This window comes from Parabacteroides goldsteinii (assembly GCF_020091425.1).
GTDB lineage: Bacteria > Bacteroidota > Bacteroidia > Bacteroidales > Tannerellaceae > Parabacteroides > Parabacteroides goldsteinii.
The window spans coordinates 5204046-5227801 of the sequence record NZ_CP081906.1 but is presented as its reverse complement, the minus strand read 5'-3'; the positions used below and the strand labels follow the sequence as shown (position 1 = coordinate 5227801).

20 protein-coding genes are annotated in these 23756 nt (G+C 37.2%); 17 read left to right on the top strand and 3 right to left on the bottom strand.

From position 1 onward, the window contains the following. Positions 1–71: 71 nt before the first annotated feature. From K6V26_RS21945 to K6V26_RS21935, 3 genes are read right to left on the bottom strand one after another with little or no spacing between them, the layout of a single operon-like run. Positions 72–995: a carbohydrate kinase family protein gene (locus K6V26_RS21945; RefSeq protein ID WP_224263862.1), complete on the bottom strand. Its 924-nt coding sequence runs from the start codon at positions 993–995 to the stop codon at positions 72–74. A 19-nt stretch (positions 996–1014) separates the two neighbouring features. Then, on the bottom strand, positions 1015–1626 hold the full coding sequence (locus K6V26_RS21940) for an SIS domain-containing protein (protein ID WP_009860606.1): 612 nt from the start codon (positions 1624–1626) through the stop codon (positions 1015–1017). 58 nt (positions 1627–1684) lie between these two features. Continuing rightward, positions 1685–2479 carry a DnaJ domain-containing protein gene (locus K6V26_RS21935; protein ID WP_224263861.1) on the bottom strand — a complete coding sequence of 265 codons (795 nt, stop codon included), beginning with the start codon at positions 2477–2479 and terminating at the stop codon, positions 1685–1687. 747 nt (positions 2480–3226) lie between these two features. Between K6V26_RS21935 and K6V26_RS21930 the strand changes: the two genes are divergently transcribed. The 17 genes from K6V26_RS21930 (at position 3227) to K6V26_RS21850 (ending at position 23745) form a co-directional block, all read left to right on the top strand. Beyond that, entirely contained in the window at positions 3227–4720 is a 1494-nt protein-coding gene (locus tag K6V26_RS21930; protein WP_224263860.1) for a helix-turn-helix transcriptional regulator, read from the top strand. Positions 4721–4921: 201 nt separating this feature from the next. Then, a complete protein-coding gene (locus tag K6V26_RS21925) occupies positions 4922–5296 on the top strand; it encodes a DUF3244 domain-containing protein (RefSeq protein ID WP_224263859.1) in 375 nt (124 codons plus the stop codon). A 71-nt stretch (positions 5297–5367) separates the two neighbouring features. Next, complete coding sequence (locus K6V26_RS21920; RefSeq protein WP_224263858.1) at positions 5368–7197, top strand: O-antigen ligase family protein; 1830 nt, start codon at positions 5368–5370, stop codon at positions 7195–7197. Between the two features lie 64 nt (positions 7198–7261). After that, positions 7262–7510, top strand: a complete 249-nt coding sequence (locus K6V26_RS21915; RefSeq protein ID WP_224263857.1) for a hypothetical protein — start codon at positions 7262–7264, stop codon at positions 7508–7510. 247 nt (positions 7511–7757) lie between these two features. Further along, complete coding sequence (locus tag K6V26_RS21910) at positions 7758–8936, top strand: DUF4221 family protein (protein WP_224263856.1); 1179 nt, start codon at positions 7758–7760, stop codon at positions 8934–8936. Positions 8937–8953: 17 nt separating this feature from the next. Then, complete coding sequence (locus tag K6V26_RS21905) at positions 8954–9412, top strand: hypothetical protein (RefSeq protein ID WP_224263855.1); 459 nt, start codon at positions 8954–8956, stop codon at positions 9410–9412. A gap of 154 nt (positions 9413–9566) precedes the next feature. Then, positions 9567–11777, top strand: a complete 2211-nt coding sequence (locus tag K6V26_RS21900) for a hypothetical protein (RefSeq protein WP_224263854.1) — start codon at positions 9567–9569, stop codon at positions 11775–11777. After that, positions 11774–12640, top strand: a complete 867-nt coding sequence (locus K6V26_RS21895; RefSeq protein ID WP_224263853.1) for a DUF1573 domain-containing protein — start codon at positions 11774–11776, stop codon at positions 12638–12640. Before K6V26_RS21900 ends, K6V26_RS21895 begins: the two co-directional genes overlap by 4 nt. A 3-nt stretch (positions 12641–12643) precedes the next feature. Then, a complete protein-coding gene (gene lepB / locus K6V26_RS21890; RefSeq protein ID WP_224263852.1) occupies positions 12644–13531 on the top strand; it encodes a signal peptidase I in 888 nt (295 codons plus the stop codon). A gap of 51 nt (positions 13532–13582) precedes the next feature. Next, positions 13583–15079, top strand: a complete 1497-nt coding sequence (locus K6V26_RS21885; protein WP_224263851.1) for a transglutaminase-like domain-containing protein — start codon at positions 13583–13585, stop codon at positions 15077–15079. Positions 15080–15302: 223 nt separating this feature from the next. Next, complete coding sequence (locus K6V26_RS21880; RefSeq protein ID WP_224263850.1) at positions 15303–16109, top strand: GLPGLI family protein; 807 nt, start codon at positions 15303–15305, stop codon at positions 16107–16109. Positions 16110–16326: 217 nt separating this feature from the next. Further along, a complete protein-coding gene (locus K6V26_RS21875; protein ID WP_224263849.1) occupies positions 16327–16920 on the top strand; it encodes a DUF4412 domain-containing protein in 594 nt (197 codons plus the stop codon). A gap of 68 nt (positions 16921–16988) precedes the next feature. Beyond that, on the top strand, positions 16989–17243 hold the full coding sequence (locus K6V26_RS21870; protein WP_224263848.1) for a hypothetical protein: 255 nt from the start codon (positions 16989–16991) through the stop codon (positions 17241–17243). Next, entirely contained in the window at positions 17212–17670 is a 459-nt protein-coding gene (locus K6V26_RS21865) for a hypothetical protein (RefSeq protein WP_224263847.1), read from the top strand. The genes K6V26_RS21870 and K6V26_RS21865 overlap by 32 nt, the downstream gene beginning before the upstream one ends. 249 nt (positions 17671–17919) lie before the next feature. Then, positions 17920–20739: a M16 family metallopeptidase gene (locus tag K6V26_RS21860; RefSeq protein WP_224263846.1), complete on the top strand. Its 2820-nt coding sequence runs from the start codon at positions 17920–17922 to the stop codon at positions 20737–20739. Between the two features lie 137 nt (positions 20740–20876). Further along, positions 20877–22424 (top strand): ATP-binding protein, encoded by a 1548-nt coding sequence (locus K6V26_RS21855; RefSeq protein WP_010801301.1) that lies wholly within the window; start codon positions 20877–20879, stop codon positions 22422–22424. 100 nt (positions 22425–22524) lie between these two features. Then, positions 22525–23745, top strand: coding sequence for a M16 family metallopeptidase (locus K6V26_RS21850; protein ID WP_010801302.1), 1221 nt, complete (start codon positions 22525–22527; stop codon positions 23743–23745). The last annotated feature ends 11 nt before the right edge of the window (positions 23746–23756 follow it).

The following is a 23756-nucleotide window of genomic DNA, read 5'->3' as shown; positions in this document are numbered from 1 at the left end:
TTCTAGCATACATACATTACAAAGATAATAATTCCTGCCCTTTTTCGTACCGGAGTTAATGATATTTAAGACTACTGGCGGTATGAGGTTGCAAATTCTTTAGAAATGTAATTATCATAGCTTTGGCATACTTCAGACGCAAGGTCCATGCCGCAGCGGATAATCTTTTCCCAGGTTTCTTTGCTCATGGTCGAAAGATCATGATATCCGATATTATATTTCAATAATCCGTAGATGATACCGGCATTGAAATTATCTCCGGCACCGATAGTACTGACCGGATTGATCATGTCGGTATCGAAATGTTCGGACAATTTGCCTGTGTACAGATTCACCCCATTTGCCCCGTGTGTGGAGATGAACCGTTCACAGTAAAATTTGATATGATCGGTATAGACCCGTTCTACCTCTGTCTTTCTGAAAATATTGAAGAAGTCTTCGTCCGAACCACGTACGATATCTGCATATTCCAGATTTTCGAGGATGGTGGGAGTGAGGTATATCGCTTCATGGGCGTGCGCTTTCCGGAAGTTCGGATCATAATAAATGATCGCTTTCCGTTCTTTCGCATATTCCAGAAATTCAACCATCCGTTCTCTCAGAGCCGGATTCAGGGAGTAATAGGAGCCAAAAATAAAGATATCGTCCTCATTGATGACCGGTAGCGGTACTTCCAGCCGTTGTTTGGGATAATCCTTATAAAAAGTGTAATTGGCATTGTTTTCATTGTCGAGGAAAGCCAGCGATATCGGGCTCTTCCCGTCCGGGAAACGGTCTACAAATTCTGTCGAGATATGATTCTCTTCCATGAATCTACGGATGATCTCACCTACATGGTCGTTGCCGACTTCGCTGATGAAAGAAACCGGGACTCCCAGACGCCCCAGCGACACCAATCCGTTGAAGACTGATCCGCCCGGCACGGCTGTGTGCGGCTGGTCGTTCTTAAAGATAATGTCGAGAATCGTCTCTCCGATGCCAATAACTTTTCTCATATAATGGGCTGTTTATAGTCTATTCGTTCTTGCTTTGTTCGCGGCTTTTCGATCCGAGGTAACCGCCGTGATGCCGTTTGGCATAGTCTTTATTGTTGAAATTGATCCTTTTCATCGTACCTACCACCAAAATATCCCCGATAACGGTCATCACCGTCGTTGAAGTGGTCGGAGTGAGTCCCAGCGGACACACTTCTTTCGGAGCTCCCGTAAGCAGGCATACGTCGGCATCTTTTGCCAGCGAACTTTCCGAATTGCTGGTGATAACAATAAATTTCATGTCGGGCACCAGGCCGCGTGTCAGTTCTACCAGTTCCAGCAATTCGCGTGTCTTTCCGGAATTGGAGATCAGTAACATGATATCATTGTCACGCACGATACCCAGGTCGCCATGTTGTGCTTCGCTGGGATGCAGGAAAAAGGCCGGCGTACCGGTCGAACTGAAGGTGGTAGCAATGTTCATGGCAATCTGGCCGGCTTTTCCCATTCCGCTGGTAATGAGTTTTCCTCCCAGTTCGTGAACATATTTGACAATAAGAGTTACTGCTTCTTCATAGCCGGAGGTTACCGGGATATTCAGTACTGCTTCAGCCTCCTGTTGCAGGATGCAGGCGATTGCTTCGTGTGACATAGATACTTTATTAATTATACAATTATCCTAACAGTGTGCAAAAATACGATTAAAAAAATCAATTCATTCCCCGGGCTTTATAAATTTTTGCCTTAGCATCATTGATGCGCTGGAATTTTTCGTTGGCCGCTTTGTGAATATCTTCTCCTAAGGCTGCCACTTTGTCCGGATGGTGTTTCAGGGCAAGCCGGCGATAGGCGGCACGTACTTCTTCGTTGGTTGCTTCCGGTGTTATTTCAAGAACCTTATAAGCCTCTTCCAGCGTATTTGTCTCCAGATTAAGCATCGACTCGACCTCTCTGTCCGATAATCCCATGGATAAGGCTACTTCTTTGAGAGCTTCTATCTCTGCCGCGCATACATGCCCGTCGCTTTTGGCGATCTGGGCCAGAAAAGCCAGGAGTTGCAGGCGTTCTTCGTAACTCAGGTTGTATGCGATCTGTGTTCCGCATTCCCGGATGGTATTTTTGAAAGCCATCGGATTTTCACGATCCATGCGTTTCTGCTGTTCGAAAAGGTTCAGTAAAATCTGTTCCCCCTGGGATACGGCCATTTCTCCGAAATTTCTTCTGAGGAACTGGCGCACAAACTCCATTTCACTGTGCATGATCCGCCCGTCGGCTTTGATGATGTACGATGCCATTACGAGCATGGAGAAAAGGAAGCTGTTCCGCTGGCCTGTGTATCTGTCTTCCGGGGAGGGTTCACTTTCATAACTCCTTCCGCCGTATGCCTGTCCCGCCTGATTGATTCCTTCATCAAACAAAGAGCCGAATACGATTCCGGCCAGAGCGCCTAAAGGCCCTAAAGCCATAAATCCGATAATGCCGCCGATCCATTTTCCTATTCCCATACGATTTTTGTATACTTTTCCGGCAAAGATATGAATTATTTTATTGGGATGATATATGATATGTATAAGGAGGATGAGAAACCGTTTCTTTGTTCCTGAACAAATATAAAATAGTTCCCGATGTTTTTGGATTTACTATACGTACTAAACAGAATTACTACGGCAGCTAATCAATGGTTGATAACCATCAACCGATTGGCCGACAATCATCAACCGTTTGGTTCATAATTATCAACCATACGGCTGATAATTATCGGCCGCTGAAATGTAACGCTTGTCTCAAAGAAGAGAATGGAGTAACTGGTTGGTAATGAAATAATAACTTTGACAAGCGAAGATAAGGATAAAACTGCTGTGTTGCAAGAAAATTTTGCTTTCTTCAAAACCATTACGGGTTTATTTTAACCGATGAAAGGGAAACCTTGAAATTCCGCGAAAGAAATTGATTCTATCCATGTATTTATGTAATATAAATCTTATATTTGCCACATAACGAGAATCGTTGATCTAAATGCTCTGAATATGAAACCGTTTAAGCAAGTTTACCTTATTATTATTGTGATTGGCCTTTTGTCTTGTCATTCAGGGCAACTCGATAAAGTATTACAGCAGGCAGATTCTCTGATGGAGAATGAACCGGATCGTGCATTGGCACTTTTATCGTCTTTTCCTCATCCGGAAACATTGAATCAGGCGGACTTTGCCGCTTATCAGTTGATGTATACGAAGGCGAAGGATAAATGTTATATGGATTTATCCTGTGATACCACCCTTATTTTAAAATCATTGGTATATTATAAAGAACAAGGCAATGCTTCTCAAAAAGGCTGGTCGAATTATTATGCAGGCCGTGTTTATGAAGAGGCCGGAAAGCTATTTGAATCCGGATTGTATTTCCTGAAAGCAGCGGAATATGCGGGAGAGATACCCGATCCTCTTTTGGGGATGATGGCTAATTATTATTTAGGAGAGTTACACGATAAGCAGTATGCTTTTGATAAATCGCTGGAGGCTTATAAAACATCGTATGCTATTTACGGTCAAACGTCTGAAGATAAATATACGGGTACCTTACTGCGTTCGATAGGCTCTGAATATGGAATAAACGGAAATCGGGACAGTGCTTATTTTTATTTAGAGAAAGCATTAGATATTGCCCGCGAACAGAAAGATACGATAGAAATGGCTGCTATATATAATGATATAGGGGTTTATTTGAAAGAAGATAGCCTGTATTCGAAAGCGAAATGTTATTTGCAACAATCTTTATCTTTAGATAGTGATAGCAGCTGGATGATAACTCGAAAGATTACTTTGGCTGAAATTCATGCATATTTGAATGAGACCGATTCTGCGCTTTTTTTAATGGACGATGTAAAATCCACGGAGAAAATATCAGATGACATAGGATTGCAGGCTATTTATTATTCGGCTTTAGCAGAAATGGAAGTTTCAAATAAAAATTTTGAGGCAGCATTTCTGAATCAGAAACGATATGTTACTTGCGTCGATTCTGTTTATCAGCTTCAGCGTAAAAGTTCATTAGCAGAAACGGAACAAATCTATAATTATCTAAAGTATCAGGAAGAGAATGAAAAATTACATATAGTACAATATTATACAGTTGTAATAATTGTCGGAGTTGTTTTGTTGGGGGGACTTATTCTTAGTGTTGTAATTATTTGGAAAAGATGGAAGAAGAAGCAGGATTTATCGAATGCGGAAGAAACAGTAGATACCTTACGAAAAATGGAAAAAGAAAATCAAAGTCACGGTGATGTCAATAAGACAGTTACATTATCTGGTTCTTCTGATGAAGAAAAGAACAAAATGATAAAAAAAGCATTACTCATGCAGTTAAATATAACGAAGGTTTTGTCCCAACTCAATGAGAAATCGGACAAAGATCAAACCTTTCTTGAAAAATTTAATAGTTTGTTTTATGGAGAGCAACGTTCTAATGATGTGAATTGGAAAGATTTTTATGTGTCAATCAATATACTGTATGATGGTTTTGCTGAAAAAGTACAGGCTACTTATACTGATATTTTGAATGAGCGGGAAATACAGCTTTGTTGTTTGCTGAAAGTTAATATGGATACTACTGAAATAGCCTGTATAATGAAACAACAAATTAATACGGTCCGTGCTCGAAAGACCAGTATACGAAAAAAACTGCAGGCTCCTGATGCCGCTGATATTGTAGCTTTCATTGAAGAGAAGTTGAGAAATAAGAGGTGAATTCGTTAATATATCGACCTGCATTTGCAAAATATTAATCATTGAAGGGAAAATATTGATTTTTCTTAAAATGGTTCCTTGTTTCATATTGATTACTAGTTTATTATGGAATTAACATATCGGATAAATATATGTTAATAGCGGAGCTATATTCATGTGTGTGTTGTTAATTTTAGGGTGTCATTTTAAACGATAATAGTTATGAAAACAAGAATGATTAGTATCATGCTAACCCTTGCAATGATTTGTAGCACGACTTTTTTTGTGAAAGCAGATGCGGTAAAACTTCAGAATGCAAAGAAAAATTCAGGTGGAGTACGTTCCATCCGCTTGGATCCCTCTTGTCTCACGGTTAATCTGGATAATAATGTAATCCACGTTGATTTTCTTATATTATTGAGAGGTGTCAATATTTCTATTGTCAGTTCGGATGGCAGACAGGTTCATCAACAAGTTATTTCTCCTCAAACTTCTTCGGTTGATATTGACTTAAGTGGAGAAGAGTCGGGAGTATACACGGTTTATTTTACTGATGCGACTGGTGTTTGTTTGTTTGGTGAATTTACCATATTATAAATCTGTTATATATCAATTGAAGAAAATCACTGTCTCATTTAGGGATTGTATTAAAAATACTTTTGAAAAACATGTTAACACTCAGAAAGACAAATAATAAACAATGGTATGATTGGGCAATAATAGCACTCTTGGTCATATTGTTTTGCCTGTTGCCTTCTGTTAGTTCAAATGAGCTAATACAAGGGACGATGAGTGGAAAGATGTTTTTTTTCTTGTACGTGGTTTTAATAGGTGGTATTTTAATTGCATTAAAGTTTATTACGAAATCATCTTTCTGTGTCTCTTTTAGTTATATAGATGGAATATTGTTTTTATGGATAGCATACATACTCATAAATGGCTGGTTTCAGCATATCCCTCTTTCAAACAGGCTTTTAGAGTTAAGTGGATTGGTAGTTCTATATATTTTATTGCGACAGATTGAACCATCAAAATTTGGAATTATTTTAATTGCGATGGTTTTAGGCTGCATTATTCAATCTGTTTATGGAAACTTGCAATTGTGGGGATACACGCCATCTAATCATTCATTATTTAAAATGACGGGAAGTTTTTTTAATCCCGGACCATTTGGTGGTTATCTTGCAAGTGTTTTTCCAATAATGATCGGTGGCCTCCTTTTTAATAAGAAATATCTTTTACCTTTAGGGGAGACAGGTAATCTAATAATTTTATGGGTCGGAGTTTCATTGGTTTTACTGACATTAGTTGCTGCTGATTCACGTGCGGCTTGGTTGTCAATTGCCTTGTCATCTATGGTGTTACTAGTCAAGCGATATTCTATAATTCAATTATTTAGAACCGGTACTTCAATAAAACGTAACGTGTTATTACTTTCTTTATTTGTTTTGGTTGGAGTATGTTTTATTGGACTCATGAAACCGAATGATAAGTCGGCAAACGGACGTTTATTGATTTGGAAGGTTTCATCTGGTCTTTTCATGCAGCATCCGTTGATTGGTGTAGGGTTTGATCGTTTCAAAACTTTTTACAAGGATGAACAGGCTGATTATTTTAAAAACACGCTAAACTCTTCTGAAGCGATGGTTGCCGGAGATACCAACTATTGTTTTAATGAATTTATTCAACATGCTGTAGAGAATGGGGTAATAGGTTTATTCTTTATGGCAGGAGTTTTAGTTTGTATATGTGCAGCTACAAGCAATTTGTTTAATAATGAATTATGGATTGCGAAAGCCGGTATAACTGGAATTATTGTTTTTGCTTTTTTCTCATATCCTGCACAAATTTTACCAATCAAAACCGGTTTGGTTTGTTATTTAGCATATATTGCAGATTGTACGGAGAAGAAGAAGGTTGGGTTTCCGCAAAAGGATGAATATGTTTTCAAACCAATATTAGCAATCTTTGCGGTAGGAGTAATTTTTATTGGTTGTACCAGCCTGCCCGCTTATTATATTGCATGTAAAAATTGGAATTCAGCTTATCAATTTACCCAACTAAAAGACTATACAGCAAGTATGAATGCAAGTACAAAGGCATGGCCGTTGTTACGATATAACGGTGATTTTTTGACTCATTATGGAAAAACATTGACTATGGCAGGTGAGCACAAACAAGCTGTGGAAGTTTTGAATCAAGCTGTTTCATTCTACCCTAATATCATTGTTTATACGGCTTTAGGTGATAATTACAAAATATTAGGAAGGATAGAAGATGCAGAACGAGCATATTTAAAAGCATGGTATATGAATCCAAGCCGATTTTATCCAAAGTATTTGTTGGCGAAACTGTATGATGAGACGAATCAGAGTGAGAAAGCTATTACTGTCGCAAAAGAATTGTTGGATAAAGAGGTGAAGATTGAATCGACTGCTGTTCGTGAGATTCAAACAGAAATGAAAAATATTTTAAAGAAACATAAGGAGCGAGGTTGAGGTGTGTCGATTAATTGGTACATTGATTCTTCGTTGAAGTATTAATATTTAAATAACAAACAAAATGAACGCAAAAGTAAAATTACTTGGTGCTGCCGCTGTCTTTGCAGTGGCAATGTTCGTGAACGCATCCGTTAATACGGATAAAGCTTCACAAGATGTAACACTTGCTGATTTGGCGTATGCCTCTGATGCAAATGCTGAGTGCCCTCCGCCAACTGTAAAGAATGGGCGTTGCAATTGGTCCGGTACAAGATGTGCCTTGAATCCTTTCCCGGAAGATCAGAATTGCGATTTTTATTCAATGCCCTGATTCGTGAAACGTGAAAGAAAAGTCAAAAACGATTGACAATTAATCTTATTACAAATGTGTATAAAGATTAAAAATCTAAATGGCTGTTTTTGACAATATACACGTATTTTAATAAGGGTTGGCTGAAAATTGGAATATTAGATTTTATCCTGCTAAGAATCTATCGAAAGGGTATTAGATAATAAACTCATTTTTTAGTCAACCCCTGTATATTAATTACATTCGGATAATTTAACAATACATATTTATGTACAAGAAATGGTATTATGTTTGTTTTATTTTTATTCTTGTTTCTTGTTCTCATGATATAGCAAATATCAAAAATGCAGGAAAGGGGAAATTAAAGGCAAACTATCAATTAGTAACGATAGAAGAAAAAAAATTTCAACTAGATTCAGAAACAGCTCCGAGACCGGTTTATACACAGATGTTTAAAGATGAGTCTGGTACTGAACTGTTTACATTTTTCAATTCATATAATAAATCAATATATATTTATGACTATTTAAGTTCGACATATATTAAAAGTATCCACTATGATAATGAAGGTGCTAATGGAATACTTCATCCAATAGGTTATTATATAAAGAATATGGATTCAATCTTTGTTTATGATATGATGAAAATAGAAGTCGCATTAACTGATAGTTCAGGGTTTGTTAGGGACAGAATATCATTGAAAAACAGTACTGATAATAATTGGGCTTTATATTATCCTCAATATTCTCTCAGTACTATAAATCCCTTTATAGAAAGACAGGGGAGATTGATATTGACTGGTTTTGCTCCTTTTGCAATTCCTTCAGAAAATATAGATAACTTTTTATTTACAGTTTATATTGATTTAAAAACAAAGCAAATAGAATATCATCATAAATATCCTAAGGCATTATATGGCTGTAATTACAATTGGGAAGGAGGATTTGCAACCATGGTTTATCCTTGTTTATCTCATGATGAGAAATTGATTTTTAGTTTTCCTGTATCACATGATTTGTTTTTTTATGATTTCAAATCAGAGAACTTAACAAAGTTATATGCGGGAAGTAATTTTGCAAATACTATTCATTCTATTGATCATGAACAAAGACGTACTCCCAATGAGTTGATAATGGAAAATTACATGCAGGAAGATATGTATGGAGCGATTCTTTATGACCCTTATCGTAAAATGTATTATCGTTTCCTACTGCAAGGTATGCCAGATGCTGCGATTGGAATGTCTACAGGTGAAAAACCTGTGGATATTATTATCATGGATGAAAATTTCAATTATTTGGGTGAAACTACTATAGGAGTAGAAAAAGAATGGAATTGGACAAACTCTTTTGTTACACTTGAAGGGCTGAACATTGAATATATTAGTGGTGAAGGTATAGACGAAGATTATCTAACGTTCAAGATTTTTATTCCTAAAGTAATTTAGTATTAAATATTTGCATTATGAAAAAATATATCTTAAAAATATTCTTAGTCCTTTTAATTGTTTTTGGAGTGTCCTGTAAAGATAGTACAGATATAAAGGAAAAAGAATTTTTAACAAATGCTATTAAACAACTAAATATTACTTCTCAATGTAAATGGATAATAGTATTGCCAGGTCTTGGTTGTCATGGTTGTATTCAGGAAGGTGAGTTCTTTATGAAAGAAAACATAAAGAATAGTGATATTTTGTTTGTACTGACAAATATATCTTCTTTGAAAATTTTTCAGCAAAAAACTAATATAAAAATAAATGACTATCCCAATATTTACATAGATAGAGATAATCATTTCAGGTTACCTACAAATAATGCAATCTATCCTTGTATTATACAAATGAGTGGTGGCAAACTTTTAAATTATTCTTTTCAATCTCCCACATCTGCAGCTTTTTTTACACTGGAAAAAAATGAAAAGTAAAAAATGTTTATATTGAGAAATGATGAAATATATAGCAGCCATACATAGAAAATATATTATTCTGTTGAGTACTATGCTTACGTTTTGCTTTGTAGTTCGTTCACAGCAATCTATGGATGCTATAATGGACTGTTTACAAACAAGATATTCTGTAATGCCTTCTGAACAGATTTATCTTCAAACCAGTAAAGGCATTTATGAAACTGGTGAAGATATTTGGTTCAAAGGCTATCAGTTAGATGCACAGACTATGGGACTGTCAGATAAAAGTAAAACACTTTATCTGCAAATGATTGATTTTAAGGATAGTGTTGTTTGGAAAGAAAAATATTTGATAGAAAACGGTATTGTCTCCGGACATGTTTATGTAGATGAAAAGCTACAGGAAGGCGACTATTTTCTGGAAGGTTATACAAAATATTCTTTTTATAAGAATGATACTGTCGGGATAACCTCTTCCCGTAAAATTAAAATAGTAAAGAATATATCCCATGCCGAAATTTCAGCACTACCTAAAGATACTGCTTTCCGGTTTGAGTTATTTCCGGAAGGTGGAAATCTCGTTTCCGGTATCTTCTCCAAACTAGCTTTCAAAGAGACAGACGGAAAAGGAAATCCCGTGAGTATTGAGGGTATGCTATGTCAGGACGGTAAACCGTTAAGTGAAATAAAGAGTACGCATGACGGAATGGGATCTATATTATTCACACCTCTTCAGGGGAAAAAATATCGGATAGAACTTAAGAACGGAAAAAGTTATTCTTTACCTGAAATCCATTCTGAAGGCATGGTTCTGCTACTCTCCAAACAGAACAAGGAGGGGTTGAACTTCATCGTATCCCAGAGTGAAGGATTGCCGGATCAGCAGATTTATCTAATCGGACAAATGCGCGGAATGGTTTGTTGTATGGCGAAAGGTGTACTGAAAGACAGTCTTAAAATAACAATTCCGCTGAATAATTTTTTTTATCAAGGAATAGCAGAATTCACCCTTTTCAATGAAGCTATGCAACCAATAGCTGAAAGGCTGGTATATGTCTACCCAGAAAAAAAGCTGCATATCGTTCTTGAACCGGAGAAAAAAAGTTACACTATCCGTGAAAAGGCAACAGTGAAAGTACGGGTTACAGATGAAGAAGGCATGCCTGTAAGGGCAAATCTGGGCATTAGCATTTGCGATCAGGCATACAATGATCCTGGCAATCCGGTAAATATCTTGACCCATTGCTATCTTTTATCTCAGATACGGGGAAAGATATATGATCCGGCTTATTATTTTAACGAAAAAAATAAAGACCGGGGTGATGCTTTGGATTTGTTATTATTGACGCAGGGATGGCGGCGTTACATTTGGGACATGGCAAATCCTGCCTATCAAGGAAATATATTTTTAACAGACGAGATAACAGGTAAGCAGACGGTAAGGAGTAATAAAAAAAATATAAATGATCAAAAATCGGAACAACTGATACAAGTCTCCGGTCCGGAAGGCAATTCTTTATTTGTATGGACGGATTCTGCCGGACGGTTTACTGTAGATCAAAATATGATGAAAGAGCTTCGAGGCGGTTATGTGTATTTAAAACCTATGTTGTCTGAACAATTCAAACCGGAACTTGAAATAGATGATTTGTTTTCAGCTATTGATACAGTCAGAAGTAAAAGAAAGAATCATTATCCAATAATTGATCTTCTGCAGGATGAGGAAAAAAGCACTTTTACTCATCCTGTTGTAAGTCTGGATAGCACAATCCTGTTAGATGAGATAACCATAACGGGAAAAGGACGAAAGCCTTTTCGGGATAAATTTATGGGGCGATTGGATAGTTTGGCTCAGAAAGATTTAGGTCCATGGGTATGTGCCGATGGGTGGCTGGAAAATTATAAAGAAGGCTATACACATCATCATGACCCTCGCTATTGCCCATGTCCGACTGATAATGGAGAGCCTAGGTCAGCTCCTGTTATAGGCAAAGTTTATAATATAATGAAAGCTGAATATTTCCCTTGTAATGCGCGTGGAGGTTGGTGCTTTAAACCGTTAGATTATCAAAAGGTTGTTTACCGGGGAGCGATTTATTCCGAAGAAGAATTATTACGTATGAATAACCTTTGGCGCACTAAAGGCTATTATGCCGCGCGAGAGTTTTACCAGCCGGATGAAGTCGATATGCAATTGTCTGTTCCAGATGCCCGTAACACCCTGCTATGGGTGCCTTCCGTTGCTACCGATGAGAAGGGTGAAGTTACTATCTCTTTCTACTGTTCCGACATAAATACCGGATTCACCTGTGTAGCGGAAGGTGTAGATGGGGCAGGGTTGTTAGGTACGGGCAAGTGTGAGTTTAGAGTAATAAGGAAATGATGAAAATACACAGATTGACAATAATTATTTTAGGGTTATCTCTTTTTGTTGCTTGTAAACAACAGAATAAGAAAACTGTGGATGCTGTTCTTGATAGATGGTACGGAAAAGAAATTCTTTTCCCTGAAAAATCAGTTTTTACCCGTTTATTAACGGATACAACTATTTTTGATTATTCGAAGTTCAACATGAAAATTCTGATCTATGCCGATACAACTGAATGTATGGGATGTAAATTGCAGTTAAATAGATGGAAAGAGTTTATGATTTCGGTTGGGTCTGCAACAAGTGATACCATACCTTTCCTTTTTTTCATTTATCCAAAAGATATCGAAGAAATGAGATATTTGATTCAAAGTGAGAACTTCGACTATCCGGTTTGTGTAGATTCTGATGATCTCCTTAATAAACTCAACAAGTTTTCATCCGATGTCTCATTTCTGTTAGATGAAAATAATCATGTTATTGTGGCAGGAAATCCTATTCTCGATTTAGAGACCAGAGATTTGTACATGGAAAAAATTGCAGGGAAAAAAGCGTTCAACAATTCAATCAAAACAACAGTAAATACAGAACAGACAATTTTTGACTTAGGTACATTCGATAAGACTGATATAAAAGATGTTTTTGTAAAAATAAGGAATACAGGAAATAACCCGTTGGTGATTTTTGATGTCAATACCAGTTGCGGTTGTATAACTACTTCATTCGATAAACAACCGGTTAATCCCGGAAACAATATAGTAGTCAAGCTCAAGATAATACCCAATGAAACCGGATTTTTAAGTAAGGTAGTAAGGATTAGCGGTAATTTTGATAAGCCGATCGTAATAAATATTCAAGGAAATATTACCGACTTGTAATGCATGAAAAAAAATAATCAGATACGACATTGGATAAACAGAACAATCAATTGTGTTTTGGGTTTGTCACTGGTTGGACTGTTGTATGTTTTAGTTCAGGTGTTTTTAATCGCTTCTTTTAGGATACCCAGTGATTCAATGGCTCCTGAATTGATTAAAGGCGATCTTGTATGGGTTTTGAAACCGATAATCGGTCCCAGGCTATTTAATATACTAGCTTCAATGAAAGGAGAACAGGTTGAAATATATAGAGTTCCTGGTATTAGAAGTATGAAGAGAAATGATGTATTGGTATTTAATTATCCCTATTCTGAATGGGATCAGTGGAACAAAATAGAAATGCATATCTTAAAATACTATATTAAGCGTTGCATAGCCCTGCCAGGCGATACACTTACTATCCAAGATGGAATTTATCAGATTAACAATAGTGATATTCTGGTTGGAAATATTGAGTCTCAGAAAAGAATTATCACTTTTGATATTGACAGAATACCCAAAGAACAATTTTATACTCTTCCACATGACAGTATCCTTCATTGGAATATCAGAGATTTTGGCCCGATGTACATACCCCAAAAGGGAGATATACTTTCAATGAATAGAACAAATTATCTGCTTTATAAGAGACTAATTGAATGGGAACAAAAGGACAGTTTGCTATATAAAGATGGCAAAGTTTATTTAGGTGATTGTCCCATGAAAGATTATCGTTTTAAGAATAACTACTATTTCATGGGAGGAGACAATTGCCTAGGGTCGGTTGATTCCCGTTTTTGGGGATTGGTTCCTGAAAAGTTCATTGTTGGGAAGGCTTGGATTATATGGAAATCAGTTAATCAGGATACAGGAAAGATGCGTTGGAACCGTTTTCTAAAAAATATTAAGTGAAAAACTGATAAGGGTAATATTATATCTGTGAAATAAATAATACGAGATTTTATGAAAAAGTATTATATATGTTTTATTTTCTTTTGTTTGTTGTCTTGCTCTCATTCTGGGGACAAGGAACTGGAGCAAGCTTTGGAACTATCCGGAAGTAATCGAATAGAGCTGGAAGCTGTATTAAACCACTATAAAAATGATTCACTAAAATTGAAAGCTGCCTGTTATTTAATTAAGAATATGCCTTTTCACTATTCGAAGGAAGAGCATTATGTTTCTCCTGAAGGGAAGAAGTATAGACCGAATTTAACTCTGTTTTCAGGTAAAGATCAAGTAAAGCAGCATTGTGATTCATTAATCCAATGCGGTTATCGGATTGAACAATACAAATTATTTGATATAACTGCTCTTGACAGTGCTTTTCTTGTCAACAATATTGAATTAGCGTTTTCTGTTTGGCAAAAACCTTGGGCCAGGAATGTCTCATTTAGTGATTTTTGTCGATATATATTGCCATATAGGACACAAACAGAAAAGGTATCATTTCTTCGGAAAGAGATAATGGAACGGTTTATTTCCATACTTGATTCAGCAAAAGTAACTACACCGCTCGAAGCCTGTACTCTTTTGAATGAACATTTGAAAACGGTTATAAGATACCAGGATACCGGACTTCCTTTTTATCCTACTATTGAAGAAACTTATTGTACAGGTCTCAGTCAATGTGATGGAATTTGTAATTTAGGAACATTCATTATGCGGGCTGTAGGTATTCCTATAGCAGTGGATTTTACAATTTGGCCGAAAATGGATTTAGGACATAGTTGGTGTACAGTCCTTGATGAGGGACGATTTTATAGTTTTGGTCCGGGAGAGGACCAGCCTGATGTACATGCTAAATTATTTTCTGAGGTACGCCACAGAAGACCTGCCAAAGTTTATCGTTTTCGTTTTGATCCGGTAAATTATAATAAGAACATAGAAGATGACAAGTATAATACTTTTCTTAAAAGTCCATTGTTATATGATGTAACGAATGAATATCTGGATAAGACGGTTAATATAAAAGTTTCGATTAATGAGGATGATAATATCCGTTATGAACAATCTGATCAGGTGTATTTGTGCATATATAACTATTATGAATGGAAACCACTCGCAATAGGCTGTTGTTCAAACGATGTATGTACTTTCGATAATGTAGTTGGAGATAATATATTTATAATAGCTGATTGTCCTGAAGGAAAAGAATTAAGATATATAACAGCTCCTTTTTATGTAAATGTACAAGGTGAAATACATAAGTTTATTCCACAGTTGCAACACAGAAAGATGTGTGTGTTGGAAAAAAGGAAAGCTGATATAAATCATACATTGTTTTATTGGGACATTGTAGAGAAACGTTTTATTCCAATATCATTTACGGAATCAACGGATACAACTCAAATATATGATCAGGTGCCTGATAATGCCTTATTATGGTTTACAATACCGGAACGGATATTTAATCAACGAATATTCTATATAAAGAATGATAGCATAAAAACATATTAGTCAAATATAATTAGGACTATTATATTTCTTGTTAGATGTCGATGTCTTTAGGCAAGAAACCTGCTGAAAAACATTGGTTGACGTATAATGGTGTACCCGAAAATACATTACTTTTACTTCATAACCATACACGAGGAAAAGAAGAGAGGATTTTTACTTATGAGAATGGTTGTCAGGTTTGGTGGTGAGAGTTTGTGAATTGTTAATTTTGATAGATAAAGTTATGAAAATGAAATTTTTGTTGTTTGTTTTTCTTATTATATCTATTAATACAAATGCTCAAATGTGCTTTTTCCCTGGTAGAGCAAGGGATATTAGATCTTTATCTTTTGTTGATTCTGGGAATTTGAAAATTTGGTATACAGTAAATGCTTCTAAAAGTGAGGATATACATATATTGGAAATTGGAGATAATGTATCGAAATATTATAGTTATAATGTTTATTTAGCCGATTCTTTGTTTACTGATTATATATCAAAAAATCCTAATTCATCTGTTGCTCCTCATTTTATGAGACCTAGTTTGGCACGAAAATATTTGTGGTCGGAAATTTATAAAAACTTAAAAAATAATATGCTGACAGAATATGCACATATGCCGCTTTATGTTTCAGACTATAAGTATTCAGAAGAAATTCCGAATTTTTTATGGAAGATATATGAGGATACATTATATATAAAAAATAGATTATGCCAAAAGGCTGTTTGTTCTTTTCGTGGAAGACAATATATAGCTTGGTTTAGTAAAGAGTTCAATCAGAGTAATGGACCATGGAAATTTGGAGGATTGCCAGGAATAATTTTAAAGATATATGATGTTAAAAAAGAATTTGTATATGAGTGTATACGTATAGATAGTGATAAAGAAAAATTTTCAATTGAATCTTATGATTATAGCAATTATGATAATATAGATAGGATAGAGTTGCTAAAATTGTGGACAGATATTTATGATCATTATTTTATTCTTATTGGAGGAACTAGTAAACTTCAGTGTACAGACAAGTATAATCCTTTAGAGTTAGAATGATATCTGGATATCTTTAAGCAAGAAACCTGCTGAAAAACATTGGTTGACGTATGATAGTGTGCCAGGAAATACATTACTTTTACGGCATAACCATACTCGCGGAAAGGAAGAGATGATTTTACTTATGATGAAGAGGCTCGGATTTGCTGATAGAGGCTTTGAATTCTATAAGTTTAGATTGTAAATCTATATTGAAAAACATAAATATTGAAAAGTTATGAAGACGAAAATTTTATTTGCAATTTCGTTGCTATTTGCAGTAACTGTATTGAATGCACAGGAAGCGAAGTATGGGATTAAGTCAGCTATTATTAAAAAGGATGTGGTTGCCATGGGACAGAAAGTTGAATGTACATGGTATATGGATGATTATGGGAAGAAAGAATCTACGGAACTCACTATGAAGACAGGTGGAGTTGCTGGTGTGGAAAAACATATACGAACCATTGCGGATGGGAGTTCAGCGATCAATATAGATCTGGATATGAAAACGGCCATGAAAATGAAATTACCCGAGAAACCGATCAATTATTTGCAGTTAACTCCTGAAATCGTGGAGAAATATAAGATCAAAGAAACAGGCGAAGAAGATATTGCCGGAAAACCATGTAAAAAGTATGGTTTGGAAATCACGCAGATGGGGCAGACAGTTCAGATGTCTGTCTGGGTCTGGAAGGGGCTTGTGCTTAAATCCGAAACATCTTCTAACGGAATGGTCGTTATGGTTGAAACTGCGAAAACGATAGACGAAACTTCCGCTGTGGCGACTGATAAATTTACTATACCGGATGGCATAAAACTGCCTGAATAGGTATTTTATCCGAATGTAGTGATTGGGGTAGTCAACCTGAACTAACAAAATAACATAATTTTCAAGCGATGATAAAGATAGCCGACTTTTTAAAACATAAAGTAACAACTACGATGTACGTCTGGGGTGTTATAATGATTCTGGAGCTTATATATATGGGGGGCGGTATCAGTAATTTGATTCTGGATCCATCATCAAAAGGAGATTGGCCTGCTGTAATATCTGCTGTTTGCGTATTGACTGCAGGCATTTTGTCAATACGAAGAGAATGGAAAACTAAAACGGATGGTCATGAAATTGAAAATGATAAAAAGGAGTTATAGTCTTGAATGGAAAATAGCTCTTCTCATCAGTTTGGGATACTGTGGTTATTTTCTATATGGTTATTTTAAAAATCCGGAAATAATCCATGATAAGTCGATATTTATTGGGTTAGCTATTTTTGTATCGCTATTTGTCATGAGTTTATTAGGACTTTTGTTAGGATGGGAGAAAAGGGAGGCGATCAATCTGGATGGATGGAAATATAAGTTGTATGGCAAAAATAAACGTTTGTTTCTGCTATATACAGGTTTGGTTGATGGTTTGCTGTTTACGGCACTACTTTTATTTATAGGATATTGTTCAGGCTGGATCGAAATGTCTTATTTTCAGGCTAAAGGCTATTTAGGGATAATATCGATTTCTGTGGTTTTCATGATACTTTCTGCTTTCATGAATTATCGGAAATATCATTTTTTTGACCATTGACAAAGCAAAAGTCTCATATCTTCTGTGTTCCGGTTTGAATCCGGAAGAAATTACGTTTGTCAATGTGAATTCTGGTCTAAATCCGACCATCGAAGGATATAATAAACGCTTCAAATTATATACGTTGGGTTTCTCGAATCTGGAGGTCCAATATTATTTTTTGAAAACGAATAAAATCAATCTCTTATGAATAATATCCGGATTTTTATTCGTACTTTTCGAACCAATATTAATATTAAATATAACCGCATGAAAAAACTCAATCTAACATTATGCTGGCTGTTTGTGGCAGTATTCGCGTTACAACAGCTTTGTGCACAACAGTTGCAACCTCTTCCTGTTGATCCGAAGGTAAAATATGGGAAGTTGGATAACGGACTTACTTATTATATCCGGCAGAATAAATTGCCGGAAAACCGTGCCGATTTTTATATTGCACAACAGGTAGGTTCCATACTGGAAGAAGATTCGCAAGCCGGATTAGCTCATTTTCTGGAGCATATGGCTTTTAACGGAACAAAAAATTTCCCCGGAAAAATGATGACTAACTATCTGGAAACAGTCGGTGTCCGTTTTGGCGAGAATCTGAATGCCTATACTAGCTTTGATAAAACTGTGTATATGATTATGAATGCGCCTGTTACGCGTCAGGGTATTATCGACTCCTGTCTGTTGGTGCTTCATGATTGGTCTAACGGTATTTCGTTGGATGGTGAGGAGATCGATAAGGAGCGTGGCGTCATACGTGAAGAATGGCGTACCAGCGGAAATGCCGGCATGCGCTTGATGAAACAACAGCTTCCGGCTATGTATCCGGGTAGCCAGTATGCCAATCGTTTGCCGATAGGAAGTATTGATGTGATCAATAACTTTAAACATGATGAGATACGCGCTTATTATAAAAAATGGTATCGTCCCGATTTGCAGGCTGTTATTGTGGTGGGTGATATTGATCCGGATAAGATTGAGGCTCAATTAAAGACGCTGTTTGCCGATGTGCCTAAGCCTGTAAATCCGGCAGAACGTATTCTGTATCCGGTTCCTGATAATGAGGAACCTTTGGTTTCGGTTGCACAGGACAAAGAGGCGACAATTCCTTATGTGTACCTATTCTTTAAACATGATCAAATGCCAGATGAGGTAAAAGCATCGGCAGCGGGAATAGTGATGAACTACATAAAAAATGTCTCCAGTGTCATGATGAACGAACGTTTCCGTGAAATCCTGCAAAAACCGGATGCTCCGTTTCTGGGAGCTTCGGGATATGATGGTAATTACTTTGTCGCTAAAACAAAAGATGCCTGGAATGTATTTTGTGCTGCAAAAGAAGGAAAGGTTACTGATGCGCTTGCTGCCATTACGCGCGAAACAGAGCGGGTGAACAAATATGGGTTTACCGCTTCCGAATATGAACGTGCCCGGGTGAATGTGTTGAAGAATTATGAATCGAATTATAAAGAACGGGATAAACAGAAAAACGGAACTTACTCAAACAGATATGTGGGCCATTTTACAGACGGGGGTTCCATCTCAGGGATAGAAAATGAATATGCTATGATCAACCAAATAGCACCGTCGGTTACTCTTGAACAGGTCAATCAATATATTCAGGATATAATCGGTGAGAAAAATGTTGTTATATCTGTATCTGGCCCGGAAAAAGAAGGACTTGTATATCCCACGAAAGAAGAATTGTTGGATGTATTTAATAAAGCACGTCAGGAGGAATTGACGCCTTATGTTGAAACGGTGTCTGATGAACCTTTGATAGAGAAATTGCCTGCACCCGGCAAGATCGTATCATCTAAGGAAAATGAGTTGCTGGGTGTAACGGAACTGACTTTGTCCAACGGCATTAAGGTTTTACTGAAAAAGACAGATTTTAAAGATGACCAGGTATTAATGACAGCCACCAGTCCGGGAGGTACGACTATGTTCGGCGATGAAGATATTGCGAATCAGAAGTTGATAAATAGTGCAATCAATCTGGGTGGTGTTGGAAATTTCAGCAAAACGGATTTAGCTAAAAAACTTGCGGGAAAGAAAGTTAATGTTTATGTTTCTCTTGGTCCGGATTGTGAGAAAGTGGATGGGTCTTCCTCTCCCCAGGATATTGAAACAATGTTCCAGTTGATCTATCTCTATTTTAATAAGCCTCGTATGGATAATGATGCGTATGCTTCATTTGAAGAAAGAATGAAATCACAGTTGACAAACCTGGATCTCAATCCGATGGTTTCGTTCAGTGATACACTGAGCACTTATCTATATAATGGAAATCCTCGTGTAATGCGTGTACAGTTGTCTGATTTTGATCATATAAGCTATGCCCGGATGATGGATCTTTATAAAGAACGTTATGCGGATGCATCCGATTTTATTTTCACATTTGTCGGAAATGTAGATACGGATGCTATCAAGCCGCTGATAGAACAATATCTGGCGACTTTACCATCTCTTGGTCGCAAGGAACCGAAAGGTCGGGAAGATGTATATGCTCATATGCAAAAGGGAATTACGGAAAAGCGTTTTGCTCGTTCGATGGAGACTCCTAAAGCTTCTATTGTCGGCATTTATTCCGGACAACTGGATTTTACACCCGAAAATATGACATTGCTCACCGCCTTGAAACAAATACTTGATATTGTTTATGTGGAGAAGGTCAGGGAAGAAGCCGGTGGAACGTATGGCGTCAGTGTTTCTTCACAGTTGGGTTATTTCCCGAAAGGAGAGGTAGCTTTGCAAACATATTTCGATACGGACCCAGAGAAGGCTGATTTAATGAATAAAATTGTACGTGACGAACTTCAGAGTATTGCGAAAGATGGTCCGCGTATTGAAGATTTTAATAAGACGAAAGAAAATATGCAGAAGAAATATGCGGAAAATCTGAAAGAAAACAGTTATTGGTTGCGTGTGGTCGATGATTACTATTTCCATAATCTGGATCGTCATACACCAAATAAAGCAGTACTTGACGGTATGACTTCAAAGCAGATACAAGAGATTGCTCAAAAGATACTTTCGCAGGGGAATATGCTGGAAGTATTTATGGAACCGGCTAAATAGGATTATATAAAAAACTGATATAGAGGATCTGGGAAGTGTTTAAAATACTTCCCGGTTCTTTAAATGAAAATAGGCATTATTAAACGAATTCTGGTCTAAATCCTTATCTTTGTCTGAATGTTTAATCCGGTTGAGTTATGGAAAGAAATTATCCGATAGGAGTACAGAGTTTTGAGAAGATACGGAAGGACAATTATGTATATATAGATAAAACCCGGTATGTTTACAGGTTGGCGAAAACCGGTTCATATTATTTTCTGAGCCGTCCGCGACGTTTTGGAAAAAGTCTATTGATTTCTACGTTTCAGGCCTATTTCGCCGGGAAAAAAGAACTTTTTGAGGGGTTAGATATCGAACAATTGGAGAAAGACTGGACAACTTATCCTGTGCTTCATCTCGATCTGAATGCACGAAATTACGAAGATGAGAATTCCCTGCTGGAAGAATTGAACAAACATTTGGAAATATGGGAGCGTGAATATGGAAGCCATTATGGCGATCGTGCTCCGGAAGAGCGTTTTTTTCATGTCATTCGTTTAGCATATGAGAAAACGGGGCAACGGGTAGTTATTTTGGTGGACGAATACGATAAACCGATGTTGCAGGCTATCGAAGATGACAGGTTACAACAGGTGTACCGAAACCAATTGAAGCCTTTCTACGGGGTGATGAAGAGCATGGATAGTTATATCAAATTTGCTTTCTTGACAGGGGTGACCAAATTTGGGAAAATAAGTGTTTTCAGTGATTTGAATAACTTGAACGACATTTCAATGAACCCTGATTTCGCAGCTATTTGTGGTATGACTGAAAAGGAGATACATCATTATTTTGATTTGGATATCCATACATTGGCAACCAAAGAGGATCTGACTTATGATGAAACTGTTGAATTGCTAAGGGATAATTATGACGGTTATCATTTTACCGAAAATTCGGAGGGTATCTATAATCCTTTCAGCTTACTGAATACGTTTTATGCCATGCGCCCCGATAGTTATTGGTTTGCAACGGGAACACCAAGTTTTCTGGTGTACCTTTTGCAAAGATCCCGTTATGATTTATGGGAATTGGAAGAGGTGGAAACAGACTCCGATGTGTTGGATAGTATTGATTCCTTTTCGAAAAATCCGATACCGGTAATTTATCAAAGTGGATATCTGACCATCAAAGGATATGATAAGCGCTTCAAATTATATACGTTGGGTTTCCCGAATTTGGAGGTCAAAGAAGGTTTTTTTAAATACCTGTTGCCTTATTATGCCGATGTAAAGGAAACGGATACGACTTTCAATATCCGTAAATTTGTAGGTGAAGTGGAAACTGGCGATTACGACTCTTTCTTTTCCAGGCTTCAAACCTTCTTCAGTAACATTCCTTACGACTTGGTCGGCGATTTGGAGAAACATTACCAAAATGTACTTTATATTATAAGTTGCTTGATGGGATTTTATGTTGATGCTGAATATCACACCAATCGTGGAAGGGCGGATTTAATCCTGAAAACTCCGGCTTACATTTATATAATGGAGTTCAAATTGAACGGAACATTAGAAGAAGCGATTCGCCAGATCGAAGAGAAAGGTTATGCCGAGCCGTTTGCTCACGATCCCCGTAAATTGGTCAAGCTAGCTGTAAATTTCAGTTCTAAAACAAGGAATATCGAAGGATGGAAGGTGGTCTGAGCATAACTTTAAAGATTGTCTACCATGGAAATTTATCCGGCATTCTTCCTTTCTCCTTTTATTATTGTACTTTTGCACGTCAATTAAGCGAAAGATAACAATGCATTACTTCTCACATATTTTACCTAATGGTCTTCGTATGGTACATTTGCCGATGGAATCGCCGGTTTCGTACTGTGGATTTGCTGTAAATGCCGGAACCCGGGATGAAGAATCGAACGAATTTGGTTTGGCTCATTTTGTGGAGCATATGATGTTTAAGGGTACCGAAAAGCGGAAAGCCTGGCATATCCTGAACCGGATGGAGAATGTAGGCGGAGAACTGAATGCTTATACGACCAAGGAAGAGACATTTGTGTATTCTATCTTTATGGAAGAACATTATCAGCGTGCTTTCGAATTACTGACGGATTTGATCTTCCATTCACAGTTTCCGCAACAGGAAATAGAGAAAGAAGTGGATGTGATCCTGGATGAGATTAATTCGTATGAGGACAGCCCTTCGGAACTGATCTTCGATGAATTCGAGAATTTGCTTTATGACGGGCATGCGCTGGGACATAATATATTGGGAGATGAGGCTTCTCTTCTGACCTTTAATTCTGAATCGGGCCGTTCGTTTATGCGTCGTTTTTATGCACCGGAAAATATGGTATTCTTTTCGATGGGGCGTGTGGATTTCAAGAAGATCGTTAAACTGGCGGAAAGTCTGCTGTCGGATATCGCTTTCCCGATTGCTTCCCGCAACCGGGTGGCACCTGCCGGAATTCTTCCGTGTGTGAAGAAAGTGCATAAGGATACGCACCAAGCGCATGTACTGATCGGTAGTCGTGCTTATAGTATGCATGATGAAAAACGGATACCGTTGTTCCTGCTTAATAATATGCTGGGTGGTCCGGGCATGAATAACCGTCTGAATGTTTCACTCCGTGAGAAGCATGGATTGGTTTATAATGTGGAATCGAATGTTACTTCTTATACCGATACAGGCCTGGCTAGCATCTACTTTGGTACGGATCCGAAGAATATGGAGAAAGCTCTGAAACTGGTTCATAAAGAGTTAGGTAAGATACGTGACATCAAGTTGTCCGCCACGCAACTGGCTGCTGCCAAAAAGCAGGTTATCGGTCAGTTGGGTGTTTCGGGAGATAATAAAGAAGGACTTTTCCTCGGTTTGGGAAAGAGCTTCCTCCACTATAACCGGTATGATACCCTTCCGGAAGTTTTCAGCAAGGTCGAAAGCCTGACTGCCGAAGAGATACAGGAGGTGGCGAATGAGGTGTTCGCGCCGGAGCGGTTGTTTAGCCTGATTTATCAGTAATATACAATATA